This is a genomic window from Pseudomonas sp. G(2018), from assembly GCF_005502415.1.
In the GTDB taxonomy this organism is placed as follows: Bacteria; Pseudomonadota; Gammaproteobacteria; order Pseudomonadales; family Pseudomonadaceae; genus Aquipseudomonas.
Genome location: NZ_SCOO01000013.1, coordinates 30,585 through 48,575 on the forward strand (window position 1 = coordinate 30,585; position 17,991 = coordinate 48,575).

A 17,991-nucleotide genomic window follows, 5' to 3' on the forward strand; every position below is an offset into this window, starting at 1 on the left:
GGTTTATCGTCCCAGGTTCAGTGGCACTGGTTCAGTCAATTCAAGAGTGAGTTATGGAAATCGTTTTTCGCAGGACGCGTGTCCGCTCGGTCGCCAAGCGACTGTTAGCCGCTCTGGCATTGTGCGTGAGCGGGCCCGCCGTGCAGGCCGCCGCTTTGACGCCACCCTCCAGCGTGACCTTCTGGTATGCCGACGAACCGCCCATTTCCGAGCTGGCCCAGTTCGACTGGTCAGTGGTCGAGCCGGGGCATTTGACGGCGGGCGATGTCAAAACCCTGCGTAAGTTGGGCAGTCTGCCGTTCGCTTATCTGTCGGTTGGCGAGTTCAGCGGCAACAAGGCGGCCATCGATAAGGCGGGATTGGGTAAAGCGGTCAGCCCGGTGCGCAACAGTGCCTGGGACAGCCAGGTCATGGACCTCGCCTCGCCAGCCTGGCGTGAGCATTTGCTCGGCCGCGCCAAGGCGTTCGAAGCTGAAGGTTACGCCGGGTTGTTCCTCGACACCCTCGACAGCTTCCAGCTGATGCCGGAAGGCGAGCGGGAAAAGCAGCGCCTGGCCCTCGCCGGCTTCCTGCGCGAATTGCACAAGAGCCAGCCGAACCTGAAGCTGTTTTTCAACCGTGGTTTCGAGGTGCTGCCGGAACTCGATGGCGTGGCCGCTGCGGTCGCCGTGGAGTCCATCCACGCCGGTTGGGACGCGTCCGCCAAGCGTTATCGTCCGGTGCCGGAAGCGGATCGCCAGTGGCTGGAAACCCAGCTGCAACCCTTGCGCGCCAAAGGCATCCCGCTGGTGGCAATTGACTACTTGCCGCCCGAGCGTCGCGATGAAGCGCGCAAGCTGGCCAAGCGTCTGCGCGAAGAAGGATTCATTCCGTACATCGGCACGCCCGATCTGGATTCGATGGGCATCAGCAGCATCGAAGTCCAGCCGCGTCGAATCGCCCTGGTCTATGACCCGCGTGAAGGCGACCTGATCCGCAACGCCGGGCACACGATGCTCGGCGGTCTACTCGAATATCTGGGCTACCGGGTCGATTACCTGGCCGCTGACGATACCTTGCCGGAGCAACGCTTCAGCGGTTTGTACGCCGGCATCGTCACCTGGATGACCAGCGGCCCGCCGCAGGACGCGCCGGCGTTCAACCGCTGGCTGGGCAAGCACCTGGATGAGCAGGTGCCGCTGGTGTTCTTCGCCGGTCTGCCGGTTGAAGACAAGGTGCTGCTCAAACGCCTGGGCCTCAATCGCGGTGCGCCTCCGGCCACTCAAGCGTTGACCATTACCTATCAGGACAAGGCGCTGCTGGGGGCGTTCGAAGCACCGGTGCAACCCCGATCCCGTGACCTGACCGCGGTTTCCGTTTTACCCGACGGCCCTAAACCTGCGCTGCTGTTGACTGGCGAAGGCGGCCAAACGTTTGCCCCGGTGGCTGTCGCCAGTTGGGGCGGCCTGGCCCTGGCGCCTTATATCCTCGAAACCAACAATGAACGCAGCCGCTGGATTCTCGATCCGTTCGCGTTCCTCCAGGCCAGCCTGCGCCTGCCGGTGCAACCGCGTCCGGACACCACCACGGAAAATGGTCGGCGCATTGCCACGGTGCACATCGATGGCGATGGTTTCCCGTCCCGCGCCGAAGTGCGCGGCACACCCTACGCGGGCAAACAGGTACTCGACGATTTCATTCGGCCCAACCCGTTCCTGACCTCGGTGTCGATCGTCGAGGGTGAGATTTCCCCGCGCGGGATGTTTCCGTTTCTGGCCCGCGAACTGGAACCCATTGCCCGCGAATTGTTCGCCAACCCGAAAGTCGAAGTCGCCACGCACACCTTCAGCCATCCGTTCTTCATGCAGCCGGAAGTGGCGCAAAAGCGTGAAGGTTTTAACCCGGAATATGGCCTGAAAATGGCCATTGCGAATTATGACAAACTGGATTTCCGTCGCGAGGTGTTTGGCTCGCGCGACTACATCAACCAGCAGCTGACCACCCCGGAAAAGCCGGTGAAGCTGATCTTCTGGCCGGGCGATGCCTTGCCGTCGGCGGCCACAATCAAGCTGGCCTATGACGCGGGCCTGAAAAACGTCAACGGCGCCGAAACCATGCTGACCAAGGCCAACCCGTCGCTGACCGGCCTGAGCCCGTTGCTGCGGCCTACCGCTGGCGGCTTGCAGTACTACGCACCGATCATCAACGAGAACCTCTACACCAACCTGTGGAAAGGTCCGTACTACGGTTTTCGCGATGTGATCGACACCTTCGAACTGACCGACAGCCCGCGCCGCTTGCGTGGCCTGCACCTCTATTACCACTTCTATTCGAGTACCAAGCAGGCCTCGATCAAGGCGATGAACGAGATCTACGCCTACATGCGTGAGCAGCAGCCGATGTCGTTGTGGATGAGCGACTACCTCGATCGCTTGCACGGTCTGTATCAGGCCAGCCTGGCGAAGACAGCCGATGGCAACTGGCAGATTCGCGGCATGGATGCGTTGCGCACTGTGCGCCTGGACCCGCAAATGGGCTGGCCGGATCTGCTGCGTTCCCAAGGGATTGCCGGCGTGCGTGATTTGCCCCAGGGGCGCTACGTGCACTTGAGCAGCGACCAGGCGTTGCTGGTGTTGCGCGCCGATCGTGACCCGCGCCCGGCCCTGGAAGAAGCCAATTTGCCGTTGCTGGAGTGGCGCTATCTGGATGACAAACGCGTGAGCTTTTCCTTTGCCGGTCAGATCGACCTGAGCTTCTCGGTGCGCTCGGCGAGCGCTTGCCGGGTCGAAGTGGATGGGCAGCGTTTTGCCGGCAAGGCGTCCGGCGGTCTGTGGACTTTTCAATTACCCATCAAGCAGGTGAGTCATGGTCAGCTCCTCTGCAACTAACTCTTCAGTCATAAAAAACACTCGCCTACTCAATCCATGGGCGTTGGCGGTGGTCGCGGTTGCCGTGGGAGGTTTGCTGTGGGCAACCTTCCAGCGTGAAGAAGTGTTCCTGCCCAATGGCCGCGAGCCGGATGCGGTCTCCGTCAACTACGCCGAATTGCTGCTGAGCGCCCACCCGGAAGACGATCATCTGCGCCTGCAACTCATCGATCTGTTGATCCGCCTGGGTGAGTACACCAAGGCGCGCCAGCACCTGGAAAACTGGCCCGAACCGAACCTGCAATTGCGGGCGTATTACCGGCTGGAACTGGATGCGCTGGAAGCGGCCAAGGGCAACGATCTGATTGCGCAGCAGGCCTTGGTCGAGCGTCTGAAAAGCTTCGATCATCGTATGTTGCCGCTGCCGCAACTGCAGAACCTGGCCAGGCTCGCGCTGACCTTGCAGGCGCCGGCCTTTGCCGCCAACGTCTATGAAGAAATCGCCGCCCGCGATCCGCAGCAGCGCAGCGACGCGCTCGAGTCCGCCGCCAAGTGGTACCTGGCGGGCGAGCAGCCGGCGCGCGCCGCGCAGATCTATCTGGAATTGAAAAAGGACACCGAGCAGGCCGCCGAGCGCCGTGAATACGCACAGCTGGCCTATAACAGCCTGTTGGCCTCCGGGCAGGGTGACCAGGCTGCGCAAGTGCTCGCCGATGAAATCGATCAATTGATCAATCCGCAAACCGACACGGCCTGGGTGCAGCAGGGCGTCGATGTGGCGATCGCGAGCAAGCGCTTCGATCTGGCGCAGCGCTTCCTGCAACAGTGGCGCGTCTTGCAGCCGGACGACCCGCGAATCCTGCAGAAGAATTTCAGCATGCGCCTGGCCCTGGGCGACTTGCCGGGTGCCTGGGAAAGCGGTCAGCAATTGCTGGCTGAATATCCCGAAGATCTGCCCTTGCTGGAACAGATGGCGCAGCTGGGTGAATGGCGCGGTGAAACCGAAGCGGCGCTAGGTTACTGGATTCGTTTGTTGAAGTTGCGTGAAACGGCGGAGACTCGTGAGCACGCCTGGCGCCTGGCCAGTCAGCAGTTCGATTTCGATCGCTCGATTCCATTGCTCGCCGAGATCATGGAGCAGCGCGCACTGACGGACGTCGAGCTTGATGCATTGATCTACGGCCACGAATCCCGAGGCACGCCGGAACAGGCCGAAGCCTGGCTGCACACGTATTTGCGCAAGTACCCTCAGCATCGCCTGGCCTGGACGCGCTTGTTGCAAAACCTGGAAAACACCGGGCATTACGCGGCGAAGGCCGAGGTCTACAAGGACTATTCGAAACGTTTTGCCTTGACCACCACCGAGCGGGTCGATTGGGTCGACACTTACCTCAAACTGTTCGATAACCCGTCGGCATGGCAGGTGTTGCAGGTCGATAACCGCAAGATCGTCGATCCGAACTACTGGCGCTCCCGGGCTGCACTGGCCTGGGACATGGAGCTGGATGATGAGCTGCAGGTGTCGTTGGAGAAAATGCTGGCGCTCAAGGGTTCGCTCAACAGCGGTGACGAGAGTCAGTTGATCACGCTTTATCGCACCAATAACCCGCAGCGCGCTCTGCAGTTGATGATCGGCAGCTGGCAACGCAGTCATGACCGGCAGCGTCTGGTCGAAGCCTTGCAGCAAGCCCAGGAATTGCAGGACTGGTCGCAGGTGCAGGCGTTGCTCAAGGACGCCGAACAGTACCCGGACGCCTACGGGCAAGCACAGGTGCTGGCGGTACGCGGTGCCCTGGCGGTGCAGAACGGCCAGGTCGACGAAGCGCAGCGCCTGTACCAGGAAGGTCTGACGCGCTTTCCCGATGACAACCTGTTCCGCGAGCGCCTGATGTGGCTCTACGTCGATCAGGGCAACACCGCCGAGCTCAAGCCGCTGCTGACGAAATGGAAGGCACGGGCGCGTGAAGACCGGATCCTGTGGCTGCCGTTCGCCAGTGCAAGCCAGATGCTCGGGCGCGATAGTGAAGCGCTGGCCTGGTATCGCATGTACCTCAAGACCAGTCCGAATGACTGGCTGGTGCAAGCGGCCTACGCCGATGCCCTGGACAGCGCCGGTTATCAGGATGCGGCCCAGCGCCTGCGCCTGAAGTTGTTGCGCAGCCCTGAAGGCGAAAACCTGCAACCGTCGTCCCAGCGCTATGGTATCTGGTTGCGTCTGATGGCCAGCAGTTACTCGCCGAAGAAAGCGCAGCAGGAAGTGTTGAAGTGGAAGGACGGCTCGCCAGCGATGCTGCAACTGTGGTTCGAACGTTTGCTGGTGCGTCTGGACGCGACCAACCAGGAATCGCAGAAAGACCAGTGGCTGGAGTGGGCTCGCGGTCAGGGCTTGAAGGTCGAGCGTTATGAGCAGATTCAGCAGGCCCTGCGCAGCCGTAATAAGGCTCAGGTCGAAACGCTGCTGGCCAGTAGCGATCTGAACCCGGCCCAGCGCGCACAAGCCCTCAGTCGTTTGGGGCGCCTGAACGAAGCCCTGGATACCAGCCTGACCGCGCTCGGCGACGATCAGCCGGAAGCGGTGCGCGAGCAATTGCGCCGTCAGGCGGTGGAGATCCACGAGCGCACGCCGCAAGGGGCGCAGTTGTCGTGGCATGAGCAGGACTTCGGCGGCCTTGAGTTCAACGCGCCTCGCCTGGAGATTGCACACAACCTGGGCGATCAGTGGTACACCGACCTCCAACTGGAGCAGGGCGACTACAACGGCGATGACATCAATTCCTCGAAAATCGGCGAAGAGCGTAACGCGGCCCTGACCTTGCAACGTGCGGTGGAAAACGGCAGCTACAAACTGTTCGCCGACACCAGTCAGCGCAAGGACGATGACCGCAATGGCCTGGGCCTGTCCCGGACCTGGCAGTTGGGCGTGAGCGATGAACTTGAAACCGGCGTCGACTGGCATCGCAAGAACGAAGACAGTGGCTTGATGCGCGCTTTCGGTCAGCAGGATCGTGTGTATCTGGGGGGGCGCCATAGCCTGACCGCCCGTGACCAGCTCAGTTGGGAAGTGGCTCAGCGGTCGTTTTCCACCCGTGCCGGTGACGACCTGGGCGATGGCCATGCGCTGAAAATGGAGTACAACCACACGCTGGAATTCGCCGGTCCCAACTGGACCGTGCGTAGCGGTGTGGATTACCAGAAGAACCGGGTCAAGGATCGGACGTTGAATTATTTATCCAGCAATTTTGACGGTCCGGTCATTAATGCACCCCCGCCACCGGACCCAATCCCGGAGATCGATCCAGAGACGGGCCTGGCCGAGCCGGTCATCCCTAACGATCCGCGAGACACCCCGACCGTCTCTGCCAGCGACCTACTGCAAAGCCGCTACGGCCAACTGTATTTCGGCAGTTCCTGGCGTCGAGGTCTGCCCGGCGCGCTGGTGCGTACCAAACCGCAATACACCTGGCTGGTGGACCTGACGGCGGGGTGGCAATGGACGGATTCAACCTTTAACTACGGCATCAATACCGGGATCGGTGTTGAAGTGCTGGGCGATGACGAACTGGCCTTCACCTTCGGCTACCAATCCGCGCCACAAGGCGGGGACGGCAAGGCCGGCGGAACACTGGGTGTGAGCTACGGCGTGCGTTTCGGACGCTGATCATGGAATTTCCAAGGGAGAAAAACGTATGCAAGCAATTCGTAATCTGAGCCTGGCGCTGGCGGTCCTGTTCGTCGCCGGTTGCGCCAGCTTCACCGACGATGCCAGCCCGACCCTGCCGCGCAATGCGCAGTGGGGCATCGTGCCGATGGTCAACTATTCGCAAACGCCGCAGGCCGGTGAGCGCAGCGAGCAAATCCTGCTCAGCGTACTCAGCAGCCACGGTCTGCAGCCACGGGTTTACCCGAGCAGCACCCGGGGTGAACAAGCGTTGATGGACGACAACGAGCGTCTGGCCGGTGCCCTTGATTGGGCCCGTGAGCAGAAGCTCGATTACGTGGTCGCCGGCAGCGTCGAAGAATGGCAGTACAAGAACGGTCTGGACGGCGAGCCGGCGGTGGGCATCAGCCTGCGCGTACTCGATGCCGACAGCGGTCGTGTGCTGTGGAGCAAAAGCGGTGCACGTGCCGGCTGGTCCCGTGAAAGCCTGGCGGGCACTGCGCAAAAAGTGCTCGACACACTTGTTGGCGCCCTTCGGTTCGAGTGATCGCAATGAATTCTCCACACATGGATTACAGTCTGGCGCCTCGGGCCAGCGGCCCGGTGTCTTGGCTGGAAACGTTCCTGGTGACCGGCCTGGCCATTGGCCTGGGCCTGTGGCTGACCCCGGAAGACCCGATGCAGATGCACGGCGGTTTCCCCTGGCCGATTCTGGCGCCGCTGCTGTTGGGTGTGCGTTACGGATTTGTCCGCGGGCTGCTCAGCGCTGCGTTGTTGGTGATGGCGGTGTTCGCCCTGCGCTACAGCGGCCATGCCGGGTACGCCCAGCTTGAACCGTCGTGGATTGTCGGCGTGCTGGTGTGCGGGATGTTGGTGGGCGAGGTTCGCGATCTGTGGGAACGACGCCTGGAGCGTTTGCAGATGGCCAACGATTATCGCCAGTATCGTCTCGATGAATTCACCCGCGCTCATCAGATTCTGCGGGTCTCCCACGACCTGCTGGAGCAACGGGTGGCGGGCAGCGATCAAAGCTTGCGCAGCTCGTTGCTGGGCCTGCGTGAAAAACTGCGGGTGATGCCGGACGAAGGCGATGCGCTGGGCGCATTGGCCGACCCGATCGTGGCAGTGCTGGGGCAGTATGGCGCGCTGCGGGTGGCCGGCCTTTACCGGGTCGACGATCGCGGTGAGCGGGTGTTGCCCACGCCGCTGGCCACCGTCGGTGTCATGGGCTCCCTGGACACCGAGGACGGCCTGGTCAAACTCTGTCTGGAGCGTGGTGAGCTGGTGAGCGTGCGTCAGGAGCTGCTCGAAGCCGGCGCCTCGGCGCAATTCTCGTCGTTGCAGGCGTGCATTCCGTTGATCGATGCCGAGGGGCGTCTGTTGGCGATACTGGCGGTCCGACAGATGCCGTTCTTCGCCTTCCAGGATCGTACCTTGAGCCTGCTCGCGTTGCTGGCCGGGCACATTGCCGACCTGCTGTTGCGCGATACGCAAGTGCTGCAACTGGTTGATGCCGATGCCCAGCACTTCACGCTGCAACTCAAGCGTTCGCTGGTGGACGTCGAGCAGCACAAGTTGTCGGCCGGCCTGTTCGCCTTCGAGATGACCCGTGCCAATGAAGAGCTGACACGCTTGCTGGAGCGCAGTCAGCGCGGTCTGGACTTGCACTTGCCGCTGCGCAACAACCGCGACCATCAGTTGCTGCTGGTGCTGTTGCCGTTGACCAGCCCGCAAGGCACTGAAGGCTATCTGGCGCGGATCAACCTGCTGTTGCACGAACACTTTGGCATTGAAAGTGATATGGACAGCCTCGGCGTGCGGGTCATGCCTTTCAACCTGGAGCCTGGTGAACACAACGGGCTGCGTAATTTCCTGTTCAACGAGTGTGGTCTGAATGATCAGCAAGTGGCTGTTTAGCGGAGCCTTTTTGCTAGAGGTGGGCAGTTGGACCAGCCTGTGGGTCGACGTCCCCGAGGCGCACCAATTGTGGGTGTTCACCCTCAGTCATGGCCTGGCCTGCGCGATGTTGTGCGGCGCGGTATGGCTGCTGTTGCCGGCGCGTTACCGCTCGCCGCTGCCGTGGAGCCCGCTGTTCATATTCAGCCTGGCGTTTTTTGTGCCGGTACTCGGTGCGGTGGGTGTGGTCGCAGCGATCTTCCCGGCCCTGTACCTGCCACGCAAGCGCGACAAGCAGGCTTGGCAAGCGGTCGGCATTCCGAGCCTGCCGTACCGGGCACAAGTGCAATCGCGCACGCCGATTTTTGCCGATGGCGGATTGCAGGATGTGCTGCGCCATGCCTCTGATCCAGACCAGCGCCTGGCGGCGTTGCTGGCCACCAAGCGCATGCCCGGTAAGGAAGCGGTGCCGATCCTCAAGCTGGCGCTGGGCGATCCGAGCGATGACGTGCGGCTGTTGGCGTACTCGATGCTCGATAAGCAGGAAAGCGACATCAACCTGCGCATCCAGATTGCCCTCGGCCAATTGCACGGCGCCACGGCCACGGCCGCCGGTGTGCTGCACGGCACACTGGCGCGCTGGTATTGGGAGCTGGCGTATCTGGGCCTGGCCCAAGGCAGCGTACTCGAACACGTACTCAATCAGGCCAGCGAACATGCCGAGCAGGGTTTGGCGGCAGGCGAGGGCGGTGAACTGTTTCTGCTGGCTGGGCGTATCGCCCTGGAGCGCGGCGATATCAATCGCGCCGAAGTACTGCTGACCAAGGCCCAGGAAAATGGCATGGGCGCGGCGCAGATTCTGCCGTTCCACGCCGAACTGGCGTTCGAGGCGGGTCGTTATCACGAAATTCCCGGATTGCTCGCCAGCCTTCCGGAAAAAACCCGTCAGCGACCACCTTTCGCTGATCTGGTGAGGAGTTGGACATGAGTCGCAAGGAAGAGGCGCCAATGGCCGACATCTGCCTGCTGCTCGAAGGCACCTGGCCTTACGTGCGCGGCGGCGTGTCGAGCTGGATTCACCAGATGATCCTCGGCCTGCCGGAGCTGACGTTTTCGGTGATGTTCATCGGTGGGCAGCGTTCGGCCTATGGGGCGCGTCGCTACCAGGTGCCGCCGAATGTGCTGCATATCGAAGAGGTCTTCCTCGAAGACGCTACCCATCCGACCGACACCCGGGGCACGCCACGGGAAGCCGACTTGCAGCAGTTGCAGGATTTGTATCGCTTCCTGCACCACCCGGACGCACCGGAACCTGCACTGGGCGAAAGCCTGCTCGACAATATCGTCCAGGGTCGTCTGACCCTCGACGACGTGCTGCGCAGCCGCGCCAGTTGGGAGGCGTTGAGCGAAGGTTATCGCCTGCATTGCGCCGACCCGTCGTTCATCAACTATTTTTGGACCCTGCGCTCGATGCAGTCGCCGTTGCTGATGCTCGCCGAGTCGTCGCGCCGCATGCCTCGGGCGCGGGTGCTGCATTCGATCTCCACCGGTTACGCCGGGCTGTTGGGCTGCATCCTCAAGCAACGCTGGAACTGCACCTATCTGCTCAGCGAACACGGGATCTACACCAAGGAACGCAAGATCGACCTGGCCCAGGCCACCTGGATTGCCGAGAGTTCCGGTCAGGCACTGAACCGCAGTCTCGACGCCGGCTCGGGTTACATCCGAACCTTGTGGGTGCGCTTCTTCGAACGCATCGGCCAGCTGACCTACAACAGCGCCGACAGCATCATCTCGCTGTATGACGGCAACCGTCAGCGGCAAATCAAGGACGGCGCCGATCCGGTTCGCACCCGGATCATTCCCAACGGCATCGACCTGCCGCAATGGACCGCGGCATTCGAATCCCGCGCGCCCGGCATTGCGCCGGTGGTGGGGTTGATCGGGCGTGTGGTGCCGATCAAGGATGTGAAGACTTTCCTGCGGGCGATGCGCGGCGTGATCAGCGCCATGCCTCAGGTTGAAGGTTGGATCGTCGGCCCGGAAGAAGAAGACCCCGAATACGTCAGCGAATGCCGCAGCCTGATGGCCAGCCTGGGGCTGGAGGGCAAGGTGCATTTCCTTGGTTTCCAGCGTATCCAGGAGATCTTGCCCAAACTGGGCCTGATGGTGCTGACCTCGATCAGCGAGGCACAGCCGCTGGTGATTCTCGAAGCCTGGGCCGCCGGTACGCCGGTGGTCAGCAGTGACGTGGGATCGTGCCGCGAGTTGATCGAAGGCGGCAGCGCTGAAGATCGCGACCTCGGCCTGGCCGGCAAAGTCGTGGCGATCGCCGATCCACAAGCCACCAGCGTGGCGATCCTCGAACTGCTGCGCAGCCCGCAACGCTGGCAGGACGCTCAGGCCAGCGGCTTGCTGCGGGTCACCCGTTATTACACCGAAGCCTTGATGCTGCAGCGTTATCGCGACTTGTATCAAGCCGCCATGGAGAACAGTTAAATGGCCGGGATTGGCTTCGAACTTCGCAAGATCCTGTCGCGCGATTCCTACACCGCGACCTTGCACGCTTACGTGTATGCCGGGCTGATCAGCTCCGGTCCCTGGGTGTTGTCGATCATCAGCGTGATGCTGGTGGGGATCATCAGCCTGGGCCTTGTGGTGCCGAACAGCCTGGTCGGGCAGTTTCTGGTGACGGTGACGTACCTGATGGCCAGTTCGCTGATCCTCACAGGCGGCTTGCAGCTGTTCTTCACCCGATTCGTTTCCGACCGTTTGTTCGAACACAAATACGAACAGATTTTGCCCAACCTGCTGGGCGTGCTGTTGCTGGTCACCATCGGTGCCGGTGTGTTGGGAATCGTCGTGTTGAGCCTGTTGTTCGATCAGTCGTTGATCTACCGATTACTGGTGCTGTCGAACTTCGTGGTGCTGTGCAACCTGTGGATGGTGATCATCTTCCTCTCGGGGATGAAGGCCTATAACCGTATCCTGCTGGTAATGCTTGTGGGTTACGCGTTGATGGTTGTCAGTGCTTATCTGCTGGCCTTCCTGGGGATTGCGGGCTTGCTGCTGGCGTTGTTGATCGGGCACAGCACGCTGCTGTTCCTGTTTCTCTACGACATCCTGCGCGAATACCGTGCCGAGAAGCTGATCGCCTTCGACTTCCTCCAGCGCCGCCAGGTGTTCCTCAGCCTGCTGGCCACCGGGCTCTTCTACAACCTGGGTATCTGGATCGACAAGTTCCTGTTCTGGTTCAACCCGGGTACCTCGAACATCGTCATCGGTCCGCTGCGTGCGTCGATTCTGTATGACTTGCCGATCTTCCTCGCGTACCTGGCGATCATTCCCGGCATGGCGGTATTTCTGGTACGCATCGAAACCGATTTTGCCGAGTGGTATGACCGTCTGTTCCGGGCCATCCGCGAAGGTGAAACCCTGCAGCACATCAGTTCGCTGAAAGCCGAAATGGTTCTGTCGATCCGTCAGGGCCTGCTGGAAATCTGCAAGGTGCAGGGGCTGACCGTGGTGCTGCTGTTCCTGTTCGCCCCGCGCTTGCTGGACTGGCTGGGGATCTCCAGTTACTACCTGCCGCTGTTTTACATCGACCTGATCGGTGTGAGCATCCAGGTGGTGTTCATGGCACTGCTTAACGTGTTTTTCTACCTCGACAAGCGTGCCGTGGTGCTGGAGCTGTGTGTGATTTTCGCGGTGTTGAACGCCGGGTTGACGCTGCTCAGCATGCACCTGGGGCCGAGCTTTTTCGGCTACGGCTTCACTCTTTCGCTGTTGGTTTGCGTACTGCTGGGACTGCATCGGTTGTCCAAGGCACTGGAAGACCTCGAGTACGACACCTTCATGTTGTCACGCTGAAATACCCGCAAGGCGTCGGCGACCCTCGCCGGTGCCTTTACATGTCGGGTGTGATCTCATCCGATGACAGGTCATGTCAGCCCAATTTGCGCTGCTACGCTTGAACCGTCGGAGCTGGCGTCGAAGACGACGTGTTCCGGGCTTCCCGCTTATGTTGACCCCAGCCGATGCCTCCGACCGTGCCCGACCGCTTTGCGGCGCTGCACACACTCACGATGTGTTGACCCGCAAAGGGACCGAGTACGGCGCGTGAATCTTCACGCTCCGCGCAGCAGGCAGGCAGCAATGACTGCTCAACGGGAATCCACATGCCACCTGGCAATCCTCTGGAGTAGTTCCCATGAGATTTCAGTTGCTCACGGCTGCATTGATTTTCGCCAGCACAGCGATGACGGACACGGCGCTCGCAGGCCAGACAGCCCCTTCAACCGCCGACAAGGCGTCCTCCACCAGCGCGGTCAAACAGGAAATCAAGCTCACGCGGGTCACGCCCGAATACTGGCGGGTGACGTTCCACAATCCGCCGTACAACATCTATGGGCCGGAAACCATGCCGCAGTTGAACGAAGTGGTCACGGCCATTGAGTCCGATCCAAAACTGGTGGTCGTGGTTTTCGACAGCGATGTGCCGGACTTCTTTTTGACCCACTATGACTTCGTGCCGCCGCTGACCGATACCACCAGCCTGCCCAACGGCCCGACCGGCCTGCCGCCGCTGCCCGACATGCTGGTGCGGCTGAGCAAGGCGCCGGTGGTCTCGATCGTGTCGATTCGCGGACGTGCCACCGGCGTCGGCAGCGAACTGGCCCTGGCCAGCGACATGCGTTTTGCCAGCCGCGAGAAAGCCATCCTGTCGCAATGGGAAATCGGCGCCGCGCTGGTGCCAGGGGGCGGCCCCATGGCTCGACTGCCGCGGCTGATGGGGCGTGGGCGGGCGCTGGAAGTGTTGCTGACCGGCAACGACATCAATGGCGAACTCGCCGAGCGTTATGGTTACGTCAATCGCGCGCTGCCTGACGCTGAACTCGACAAATTCGTCGACACCATGGCCCGACGCATCGCCCGCTTCGACAAGCAGTCGATTGCCGACATCAAGCGCCTGGTCGATGCCGCCAGCCTGCCGCCCAACGAAGCCATCGCCAGCGAATGGGAAGGTTTCATCGGCTCGGTGCAACGGCCGGCGGCGCAGGCGCGGATCAAGCAGTTGATGGAGCTTGGCCTGCAGAAGAAAGCGGATGTGGAGAAACGTCTGGCCCACTACACCGGTATGCTGGGCGAGCCGTCGAAGTAAGGTCGGTTTCACGTCGCCGCCTGTAAGAGCGAGCTCCCTCCTACACAAAGCATTGCGGAGTACGAACGATGATCGAATTGCTGCAAAAGGTACTCGATGCCCATGGCGGCCTGGAGCGCTGGAACCGCTTCACCACACTCAACGCCACCATCGTGACGGGTGGCGAGTTGTGGGGGATCAAGAGCGTGTCACAAGACACCGTGCCCCGGGAAATGACCGTCAGCCTGCACCAGCAACGCGCCTCGGTGACACCGTTCGGCAAACCCGACTGGCGCACGATATTCAGGGCCGACTACATCGCCATCGAAACCACCCAGGGTGAAATCGTCCGCGAACGTTCGAACCCGCGCGAGGCATTCGCCGGGCATGTCATGGACACCCCCTGGGACCCGTTGCATCGCGCGTACTTCAGCGGATACGCCATGTGGACGTACCTGACGACACCGTTTTTCATGGCGATGCCGGGCTTCAGCGTCAGTGAAATTACGCCCTGGCAGGAAGGCCAGGAGCGTTGGCGTGGACTGCGAGTGGAGTTTGCGCAAGACATTGCCAGTCACAGTCGCTTCCAGGATTTTTACTTCGGTGACGATTTCCTGTTGCGCCGTCACGACTATCACGTCGACGTGGCGGGTGGGTTTGCTGCTGCCCAATACGTGAGCGATTACGTTGAAGCCCAGGGCTTTCGTTTTCCTACCCGGCGTAGAGCCTACTTGCGAGGCGCGGATTTACAGCCATTGCGCGAGCGCTTGATGGTATCGATTGACTTGAGTGGCTTTCGATTGAGTTGAGGCGCGTAGGCGGGAGAGAGCCAGAGCAAAACGCAGGCAACAAAAAAGCCGTAAAGCGTTGGCTTTACGGCTTTTTTGAGTCTTCCCGGGAAGACGAATTGGTGGAGCCTGGGGGGGTGAATACCCGTCAAATGGCTCTATCTCGCGTGTTTGCGGGTATATGTTGTCATTATGTTGTCATTAAAAAGCTGACTGCTTGATCAATAAAAAATCTAACCGATTGGTCCAGTTAGAGTTCGGTTGTCATTCCCACGTCGGCAACCGTCCGGTCGAGGTCAATTTCTGACCTCGTCGAATCGTGAGTGGTTGTTTTTTTCGGGTATATGGTGAAGCCGGGGGCTTGCTCCCCGTCTAGCTTTTGATTTCGTGGGCTCTACGGTCGAGGCTGGGATAATGCTGTCATTCTCGGACCGTGAAGCCAAGCTGCTTCCCAGCCTTTTCGGCAGCGAGCGAGTGCAGTTGCGAATCGTTCTTTAGAACCTCAGTAAAGCGCTGCAACGAATCCAAGAAACGAATAATTAGCGCAAAGTAGTCTACTAGGACCACTTTTGACTCCGGGATTTTTTCGTCCCTCAAGTAGCCGCCGATTATTTCAATGACTTCCTCCCTGGCCTGATTTGGCTTGGTCGTGTAGTAAATAAGGTTTGCTTTGTCATCTCGGTATAAGTCAGATTCTGCAGCCCCTGTGTGTAATAGCCCACAGCGAGCAGCCCACAAATCTATGGAGGTGTACTCCAGAATTTCTCCAGCCATGAAGTAAGAGTCCACCCAGTTCTTAAACTCCTTACCTCCGCTCTTGTCTTCATGGGTGCAGAGCCACGCCATTTTGTCGATGGCGGAGTACATGGAGGAAAGTGCATGGCTGTGAAGTTTGTTCTGTTGAAGGACTTTTATTGCCTTCATCTCTGAGCAAACTGTTTGCCAGAGCAATTTGTTAAGCTCCACCTGACCCATCGAGTTCTTTCCCTTCACTGCAAAGCATTAACTTCTTTACCTTACTGCCGGCGTCAGCATCAGCAGAGGGCATCCATTTTCCGTAAATCCGCGAGATTATAGCTTGGTTGGCATGGCCCATTTGCGTCGCCACCCACATCGGATGCTCGCTGGCGGATAGCATAATCGAGGCGAATGTGTGTCGGAAATCGGGGGCAGGCCACGCTTAATCTTTCCCGCGGATTGGTTGCACAATAAGGGAAGTGAGATGAGCTGTTACCTTGGTTTGGAATGTGGAAAATCAATTTGTCCACTTTTCCCGCAAGGGGTTGGGTTAGCATTGGAAGCACCCGGCGATAGCGAGTCAGGAGTTTTCCAAGTCCGGGGCAGGAGCTGCTATCGGCCGACGCGCGTCCTTGATGAACATCGATGTACCGCTATGACGCATCTCGATTTCGAAAAGTTCAGAGGCCCGGACCAGATCTCCCAGAGTCTTGTGCCCGTAGTTCACTGCGGAGAACGAGCTGTTGTTACGGATGTATTCGCCGACCTTACTAAGATGCGACCAGCCACCATCATCGGCGGTCTGTTCCGTTGCTGTTCTCAGCAGACGCACGAGGGATGTGTCGCTACGAAGCTCGTTTCTGGCGCGTTTAGGAGGTTTCGAAGATTCACCTGCCGTCGTCTTTTCTTCGTCATCCCGGACCAGATTCTCGGTGTAGATGAACTGGGAACAAGCATCCACAAAGGGCTTTGGTGTCTTTTTCTCGCCGAACCCATAGACAGGAAAGCCGCTTTCAAGAAGTCGGAGCACCAGGGGCGTGAAGTCGCTATCGCTGGTCATCAGCGCAAAGGCATCCACGTTCTTGCTGTAGAGCAGGTCCATGGAGTCAATAATCATTGCAGAGTCTGTAGCATTCTTGCCTTTGGTGAAAGCGAACTGCTGCATGGGGCGAATGGCGAAAGGGTGCAGTTTCTCTGCCCAACCGGCGAGGTGCGGTGAGCTCCAGTTTCCGTGAGCGTGCCTAATATTCACCATCCCGTACTTGGCCAGCTCCTCCAGCACCCCATTGATGGAGGTGTGGCTCACGTTGTCGCAATCGATGAGCAAGGCTATGCGTTTGGTTTCCATAGCTAACTTCCCTTTAGAGCTTCGAACAGGAGGAGGCACAGTGCCATTTCGTGGGGCCACAAGGCAACCGGGTGCGGCAATCAGTATTTGAAAAGCTGGGGGTAGGCCACGATGAATCTTCCCTGCCGATCAACTACACCATAAAGCAGCGCATCCATAGTCTCGCTCCTACGGGGGGGATGGTATTCCAAATCCCAGATGCAACAAAACCCGCACTAGGCGGGCTTTGTCGTTTTGGATTGATGGAGTCGGGGGGGTATCTGACTATTCGATCAAGAAATCCCGACTGCTCGGTCGAGCAATGTTGTCATTATGTTGTTATTACGAGGTCAAAAAGGCTACGAATCAGGTCAATTTAATAGCAGCTAATGACAACCTTGATTCGTAACCTCTTGATTTTGCTACAAAATTTGGTGGAGCCGGGGTAATCTGAACTGATTTGCTATGTTATTGATTTAAAACAAAAAATATCGGTTAATTTTTTCTGTGGAATACTTTTTGGAATACCTTGATTTGTGAGTGCGCCGAAATCGCATCGTTTCAATCGCTGAGTTTTAGCCTCTCGGGAAGGTAGGCTCCTTGCCTCGCTTCCGCCTTGACTAGCATCTCCAAGACTTGCGGTCGTTTCAGGCCGTTAGCTTCCGCCATTGCATCAAGCAGATCGATCATTTTGTTGGAGAGGATGAAGTTGTACTGCTTTTTTCCTTCCAGCCTTTCCAGGTACTTCTGGCGATTCCAGCTTTGGCGGATGCTCTGGACGATGTCCTTCCGCTCACGCTCCCGCAGATCCGTGGTGTCGAAGAATATCAGTAGCTCTTGATGGTTTCCAAATTGATGCGGTCGGCGGAAAAGCAGCTGCTTTTCATTCTTTTGTATCCAATTCCATGCAAATTTGCAGCGGTCAGTGCCCTCCTTCCTCTCCTGGAACCACTTGAACTGTTGATCCAGAGCTTTATGCCGGAGCCAGTCATCGTGTAGCCACTGAAGCTGTCTGATCTTCTTGGTGAGGTCTTCATCCCAGAGATCAATCATTCCTACTAGGAGATCTCTACCGAGCAGATTCGGCAGTGCGCCGAGCTCTGGCAGGTTGGTGATTTTTTCTAGCCTCGGTAGAAGCCACCGAGTCTGCCGGTCCTCGTTGCTGATCCATGCTAAATGCTCATCTTTGACCAGTAGGCGAACCATCTTGGCGGTGATGTCACCGACAACGATATCGGATCTTGTCTCGAGATACCCGCTGGTCGCTCCTCGCATTTCAGGACTGTTACAGCCCTCGGGAGCAAAGTCAGCTCCCTCGTGATACTGCAGGTAAAGCCATAGCCAGATGCTGAAACGGTCATGCTGCGTCTCGTCCCCTAGCATCAGATGCAGTGCGTTTTGATCACCTTTAGACATTCATTTTCTCGGCGTGAATAATTCATGTTCACCAAATTCTAGGCTGAATCTATCACGAATCTATTATAGATCTAGATCGAATCTACTCATGAAATATGTTGAGTATAGTCCGATTCTAGTCATCGTTATGTACCTTAAAATTTGCGTAGCCACCGGCTGGTAAGGCCTCAAGGTAATTTATA

At 59.0% G+C, this 17,991-nt stretch carries 12 protein-coding genes; 9 read left to right on the top strand and 3 right to left on the bottom strand.

Annotation, left to right across the window (positions count from 1 at the left end; translation table 11 throughout):
* The first annotated feature begins 53 nt into the window (after positions 1-53).
* The 9 genes from FFS64_RS14930 to FFS64_RS14970 all read left to right on the top strand — a co-directional run bounded on the left by FFS64_RS14930 (position 54) and on the right by FFS64_RS14970 (position 14,349).
* Complete coding sequence (locus tag FFS64_RS14930) at positions 54-2,867, top strand: bifunctional glycoside hydrolase 114/ polysaccharide deacetylase family protein (protein WP_137806015.1); 2,814 nt, start codon at positions 54-56, stop codon at positions 2,865-2,867.
* Positions 2,845-6,504 carry a tetratricopeptide repeat protein gene (locus FFS64_RS14935; RefSeq protein WP_137806016.1) on the top strand — a complete coding sequence of 1,220 codons (3,660 nt, stop codon included), beginning with the start codon at positions 2,845-2,847 and terminating at the stop codon, positions 6,502-6,504. The genes FFS64_RS14930 and FFS64_RS14935 overlap by 23 nt, the downstream gene beginning before the upstream one ends.
* Positions 6,505-6,532: 28 nt before the next feature.
* Complete coding sequence (locus tag FFS64_RS14940) at positions 6,533-7,051, top strand: penicillin-binding protein activator LpoB (RefSeq protein ID WP_137806017.1); 519 nt, start codon at positions 6,533-6,535, stop codon at positions 7,049-7,051.
* Between the two features lie 20 nt (positions 7,052-7,071).
* On the top strand, positions 7,072-8,421 hold the full coding sequence (locus FFS64_RS14945) for a PelD GGDEF domain-containing protein (RefSeq protein ID WP_137806018.1): 1,350 nt from the start codon (positions 7,072-7,074) through the stop codon (positions 8,419-8,421).
* Positions 8,399-9,388: a HEAT repeat domain-containing protein gene (locus FFS64_RS14950; RefSeq protein WP_137806019.1), complete on the top strand. Its 990-nt coding sequence runs from the start codon at positions 8,399-8,401 to the stop codon at positions 9,386-9,388. Before FFS64_RS14945 ends, FFS64_RS14950 begins: the two co-directional genes overlap by 23 nt.
* Positions 9,385-10,899 carry a GT4 family glycosyltransferase PelF gene (gene pelF, locus FFS64_RS14955; RefSeq protein ID WP_137806020.1) on the top strand — a complete coding sequence of 505 codons (1,515 nt, stop codon included), beginning with the start codon at positions 9,385-9,387 and terminating at the stop codon, positions 10,897-10,899. The genes FFS64_RS14950 and pelF overlap by 4 nt, the downstream gene beginning before the upstream one ends.
* Positions 10,900-12,270: an exopolysaccharide Pel transporter PelG gene (gene pelG / locus FFS64_RS14960; RefSeq protein WP_137806021.1), complete on the top strand. Its 1,371-nt coding sequence runs from the start codon at positions 10,900-10,902 to the stop codon at positions 12,268-12,270.
* 340 nt (positions 12,271-12,610) lie between these two features.
* A complete protein-coding gene (locus FFS64_RS14965; protein WP_137806022.1) occupies positions 12,611-13,561 on the top strand; it encodes an enoyl-CoA hydratase/isomerase family protein in 951 nt (316 codons plus the stop codon).
* Between the two features lie 68 nt (positions 13,562-13,629).
* Positions 13,630-14,349 carry a hypothetical protein gene (locus FFS64_RS14970; RefSeq protein ID WP_137806023.1) on the top strand — a complete coding sequence of 240 codons (720 nt, stop codon included), beginning with the start codon at positions 13,630-13,632 and terminating at the stop codon, positions 14,347-14,349.
* 399 nt (positions 14,350-14,748) lie between these two features.
* On the opposite strand, the gene FFS64_RS14975 is transcribed toward FFS64_RS14970, so the two are convergent.
* The 3 genes from FFS64_RS14975 to FFS64_RS14990 all read right to left on the bottom strand — a co-directional run bounded on the left by FFS64_RS14975 (position 14,749) and on the right by FFS64_RS14990 (position 17,809).
* A complete protein-coding gene (locus FFS64_RS14975; RefSeq protein WP_137806024.1) occupies positions 14,749-15,303 on the bottom strand; it encodes a hypothetical protein in 555 nt (184 codons plus the stop codon).
* A gap of 343 nt (positions 15,304-15,646) precedes the next feature.
* The gene (locus tag FFS64_RS14985) at positions 15,647-16,414 is read right to left on the bottom strand and encodes an NYN domain-containing protein (RefSeq protein WP_137806025.1); all 768 of its coding nucleotides are present in this window, start codon (positions 16,412-16,414) and stop codon (positions 15,647-15,649) included.
* A gap of 540 nt (positions 16,415-16,954) precedes the next feature.
* On the bottom strand, positions 16,955-17,809 hold the full coding sequence (locus FFS64_RS14990; RefSeq protein ID WP_137806026.1) for a hypothetical protein: 855 nt from the start codon (positions 17,807-17,809) through the stop codon (positions 16,955-16,957).
* Positions 17,810-17,991: the final 182 nt, after the last annotated feature.